Source organism: Brumimicrobium aurantiacum (assembly GCF_003402975.1).
GTDB classification, from domain to species: domain Bacteria; phylum Bacteroidota; class Bacteroidia; order Flavobacteriales_D; family Crocinitomicaceae; genus Brumimicrobium; species Brumimicrobium aurantiacum.
Window position 1 is genome coordinate 1 of sequence record NZ_QURB01000017.1, and the last position, 4,496, is coordinate 4,496.

Genomic DNA, 4,496 nt, shown 5'->3' on the forward strand with positions numbered 1-4,496 from the left:
ATTAAACCCTATTATGGTGTGACTATTATGAGTGAAATAAGTTCCAATCATGAAAATGGGTTTATTGCGGATTCTTCTTTTATTGTCGGAAATAATTATTCTAAAGGTAATGGGTTCTATCCTAATTACTATAATGCTTCTGGATTCTATTATGGAACTCCTTTTTTTGGTGGATTGTCAATTGGATTTGATTTTCGTTTGATTAGTACCTTGTATTTAAGCATGGATTTTGGCCTTGGCATAAAAGTAATTCGATATAAGTATTTAGAATGGTACGACAACGAAGATTATAGAGAAATTTTAGAAGGTATGCCGATTCAATCTAGAAACCTGTTATATACTAATGCGCAATTGAGCCTACGCTATGATTTTTCATTTGGAAAAAAATCTAAAAAGGAATGATAATCAATGAAAACAACATAATGCTCAAACTCTGCTATCCAGAACTATGGGTAAAGGAGTCTTTGCAAAACCGTCCTGTTATTTGGTTTGTTGCCAAAAGAGAAGGTAACTATGGCATGCTGCAGAATAATAACAAAGAAGAAGATACTTTAGTTGCGCTTTCAAAAGAACTTTTTGTTAGCGAACAGGATTCAATGCCGCAAGAATTGAAATTAAATGTTTATCCTAACCCTTTTGAAGATTACTTTATTGTAGAAAGTCCAGTTGAAGATGAAATGGTAGTTCAAGATCCTTCGGGAAGGGTTGTCTTACAGCAGAGTGTTTCAAAAGGAGAAAATAGAATTCGAACTCAAGAATTAACTTCGGGGATATATTTTGTTCGTTTTATTAACCAAAACAAAACCTTTAAAATAATTAAGCGATGAGATTCTCTATTTTAATTATATTTTTCTATTTTTTCATAACAATTGGAATATCTCAGGTGAAAGTAAAGCCAGTTCTTAACATTCATGGAGCATCAGAAGTTTTATGTTTAAATAGTTATAGTAGAAACGAGATTGATGATACAGCTTTAAGGTTATTAGGTTTAAATTTAAATCCAGGAATTCAATTACAAACTAACTCAGGTACTTTCGGGATGCTTTTTAATTACCAATATAGTGTTTTTACTAATTTGTATGATTTTACTCGTTATCGGAATCATATGATTGGAGGAGTCATACAGTATTCATTGTACAGTGAAATCAAGCGCTTTAGGCCTTATTTTTCTATTGAAGTAAAGAGTGAAATAGCTACAAATTCAAAGAATGCTTACATGGATGATTATTATGTTCCTCATTCACTTACCTACAGTTCTGATTTTAACCATGATGGTTCTTACGTGTTCTATAAATCGAGGATTTATCAGTCTACTCCCTTAGTTTCAAGTTTAATTATGGGGGGTGATTTTAGAATTATAGAAAATTTGCACTTAAAATTTGGTTTTGGTTATAAGTTACGTTTAATGAAAACTAAATATGCTGAATGGGAATTAGGCGAAGATGTAAATGAAAAACTGAAAACAACCCCCAACGAAAATCATTACTTCCACATGCTTGATGTCCAATTGGGATTAAGTTACTCCTTCACTTTCAAACCCAAATAATTTCTGTACCTTAAAAACATGAAGCCTGGAATTCGAAATACTGACATGGACATTGTTGATGAAATGACCCTCGGTTTCACTGGAGTTGCTGGGTTTCACTTATGGAATGGTAGAGCGGAACATACTGCAAATTATATTGAACTTTGGAAGAACACTTTTAGAGCCCAAAATCACATGAATGGTGATGATGTGATTAGTACCTTGAGTGATAATTGGGGAGATTGGTCGCATGGGATGGAGAAAAGTAAACTATTTATTGTGACTTTAAATGATAATGTTGATGCAATAGAGCACCAATATTATTTATCTAGCAACAAAGAAAAAGCTATTGGATATGTTAGAAATCGCACCTATAACGTTCATACAAAAAGAGTAAACTCCGATTGTGATTTAGATTTTGGGGATATAGAGCCAATTGATGATTTAGAAAACATTAAGTGGAATGATAATAGATTGCCAATAAATAGAAGATTAGACTTAGTTGGATTAAATTCAAGTGAGGAGTATACAATTGATTACTATTCTTTTAGAACAGGTAACTATATTTCTACACAATGTGATGAAACAAATAATAATGGAGAACTTAGGTTGAAATACCCTGATTTAAATACATCGATCAACCCATTAAATCCTGTTATTTGGTATGTTGTATATCAACAAAACTGCAATTCTAGTATAGTTCAACAAAACAATATCGAAGAATATGAGGAAGAGTTGAACCCAACGCAAATACTAAACAATAATATAAATGGTGAGCAAGTTTTAAATGTGTATCCTAATCCATTTAACAACTTTATTTCAATTCAAAGCATCAAAAAAGACCAACTCATTTTAAAGTCCATAGAAGGAAAAGTGATTGACAACTATAAAATTGATAATGGACTAACAAGAGTAAATACTGCTGCATTAACAAGCGGCATGTATATTCTCACTTTTATCAATCAAAATAGATCCTTTAAACTGATTAAGCTATGAGAAAAATGTTATTTTTTTTACTTGGATTTATCCCATTAACTAGTTTTACTCAATTAAAAATTAAACCAGTAATTCAACTTTTTCAATCTTTACATTCGAAGATAATTACTGAAAGTACAGTTGGTGTTGGATTTAATATTCCGTTTAATACTGGTGGTGTTTCCCTTTTGTTTCAATATCAATATGGTGGAAATTGGAAAAGCAGTGTAAAACATCAAATCGTAGATATGTACACCTTAGACTATCATTTGTTGGGAGGCGAAATCAAGTACAGGTTGTTTGATCAATCCTCTTTTTACAGTCCAACCTTAAGTATAGCTTTATCTACAGAGATACATTCAAATTATAAAGGGGGATACCTTGACAGTCACGGAATTTTGGAAAGAGGATATTCCTTTCGACCAACAAATGTTGCACAAGATGGGGAACTTGGAGGTCCAACTGTGGGGAATAATAAATGGTATTCTTATTATTATATTTCTACTCCGTTGATTAGTAGCTTTTCAATTGGTAATGAATTTAGAGTAATTGAAGGGTTATATGTTAATCTAGATATTGGAATTTCTTTTCGATCGATAAAAGTAGGATATAAAGAATGGCATAAATCAGATCCAGAACCTGAGCCAAATTACATTCCTATTTCAACAGAAAATGATAGGATAATGATGTTTGATTTGGAGTTGGGATTACGGTATGTGTTTTCTTTAGGTAAATAGATGTAGGCTTTAGGCTGTATGCTATAGGCAGGAATCTTTAGGCTATAAGCGATGCACTATGCTCAAAGCCTAACGCCAAAAAAACCAAATAATTTTCGTAAATTGAAAAAATGAAACCTGAGAATAAAAATATGAAAATACTTTTGAAGAGGCAAATGACCCTCGGTTTCACTGGTATTGCAGGCTTTCACTTCTGGGATGGTAGAGACCCAAAAGAGGATGGAAGCTACCACACCGAATTGTGGAAGAACACTTTTAGAGCCCAAAATCACATGAATGGTGATGATGTGATTAGTACCTTGAGTGATGGCTGGGGCGATTGGTGGCATGGGATGGGGGCAGCTGAATATAAAAATAATTTACGAGAGAAGTATTCAGTTGAACACCAATACTACAAATCATCAGATAAAAGGAAAGCAGTAGGTTATGTTAAGAATAGAAGTTTTAACATTAATACTAGAGGAAATGCCGGGACTGAATGTAGTGGTTATCCTTTTAATAATACGGCAGTAGAATCCCCTAGAAACACTGAATGGAATGATGTGTATTTGTTTAAACGATTACGCATAAATAATTTAAAAACACACACTGAATATAAAATTGATTGGTACAGTAATAATCAGTATATAAAAACTGACTGCATTGAAACCAATAAAAAAGATGGAATATGGGGAATAACTTTAGAGTACCCCGAACTCACAGTAAGTCACACAGGAAATAATGATTTGCCTGTTGTTTGGTATGTAATACAGCAACAAAGTTGTAGCTCCGGAATGGTTCAGCAAGATGATATAGAAGAAGTTGAGGAAGGTATGAACAGAAAACAATTATTGAATAATCAGGAAAATAATGAAACTATTTTAAATGTTCATCCTAACCCATTTCAAAATCATATCTCTATACAAAGTCCTCAAAAAGACGAGTTGATTTTAAAGTCTATTGAAGGAAAAATTATTGATAATTATGAGATTGAGAAGGGACAATCAAGAGTGAATACCGCCAACTTTTCAAGCGGCATGTACATCCTCACTTTTATCAATCAAAATAGATCCTTTAAACTGATTAAGCTATGAGAGTATTAATATTTATAATAATATTTTTGATAACTGGATTTGCTAATTCGCAGGAAGATAGAAATATGGGTTTAGTTGCGAAAACCTCATTTAGCCTTTATGGACCTTTATTATATTCTGCAGAAAATGGCAATACTTACAATTCTGTAAAAGGAGAATTGGGAGTTGTTTTTCAAAGACAAAAGA

General features: G+C 32.5%; 7 protein-coding genes. All 7 read left to right on the plus strand.

Going from position 1 to position 4,496, the window contains the following annotated elements; translation table 11 throughout:
- A partial coding sequence (locus DXU93_RS14855; RefSeq protein ID WP_205679280.1) for a hypothetical protein occupies positions 1 to 402 on the plus strand: 402 nt, incomplete at its 5' end.
- Positions 399 to 827 (plus strand): T9SS type A sorting domain-containing protein, encoded by a 429-nt coding sequence (locus DXU93_RS14860; protein WP_116882088.1) that lies wholly within the window; start codon positions 399 to 401, stop codon positions 825 to 827. The genes DXU93_RS14855 and DXU93_RS14860, both read left to right, overlap by 4 nt.
- On the plus strand, positions 824 to 1,546 hold the full coding sequence (locus DXU93_RS14865; protein ID WP_116882089.1) for a hypothetical protein: 723 nt from the start codon (positions 824 to 826) through the stop codon (positions 1,544 to 1,546). The genes DXU93_RS14860 and DXU93_RS14865 overlap by 4 nt, the downstream gene beginning before the upstream one ends.
- Before the next feature lie 18 nt (positions 1,547 to 1,564).
- Positions 1,565 to 2,521 (plus strand): T9SS type A sorting domain-containing protein, encoded by a 957-nt coding sequence (locus DXU93_RS14870; protein WP_116882090.1) that lies wholly within the window; start codon positions 1,565 to 1,567, stop codon positions 2,519 to 2,521.
- Positions 2,518 to 3,237 (plus strand): hypothetical protein, encoded by a 720-nt coding sequence (locus DXU93_RS14875; RefSeq protein ID WP_116882091.1) that lies wholly within the window; start codon positions 2,518 to 2,520, stop codon positions 3,235 to 3,237. Before DXU93_RS14870 ends, DXU93_RS14875 begins: the two co-directional genes overlap by 4 nt.
- A gap of 131 nt (positions 3,238 to 3,368) precedes the next feature.
- Positions 3,369 to 4,310: a T9SS type A sorting domain-containing protein gene (locus tag DXU93_RS14880; RefSeq protein ID WP_165851435.1), complete on the plus strand. Its 942-nt coding sequence runs from the start codon at positions 3,369 to 3,371 to the stop codon at positions 4,308 to 4,310.
- A partial coding sequence (locus tag DXU93_RS14970) for a hypothetical protein (RefSeq protein WP_133296834.1) occupies positions 4,307 to 4,496 on the plus strand: 190 nt, incomplete at its 3' end. The genes DXU93_RS14880 and DXU93_RS14970, both read left to right, overlap by 4 nt.

Excerpts from the sequence above, each read along its gene's own strand:
- DXU93_RS14865 (WP_116882089.1), top strand. The coding sequence starts at position 824 with ATGAGATTCTCTATTTTAATTATATTTTTCTATTTTTTCATAACAATT.
- DXU93_RS14860 (WP_116882088.1), top strand. The coding sequence starts at position 399 with ATGATAATCAATGAAAACAACATAATGCTCAAACTCTGCTATCCAGAA.
- DXU93_RS14880 (WP_165851435.1), top strand. The coding sequence starts at position 3,369 with ATGAAAATACTTTTGAAGAGGCAAATGACCCTCGGTTTCACTGGTATT.
- DXU93_RS14875 (WP_116882091.1), top strand. The coding sequence starts at position 2,518 with ATGAGAAAAATGTTATTTTTTTTACTTGGATTTATCCCATTAACTAGT.
- DXU93_RS14870 (WP_116882090.1), top strand. The coding sequence starts at position 1,565 with ATGAAGCCTGGAATTCGAAATACTGACATGGACATTGTTGATGAAATG.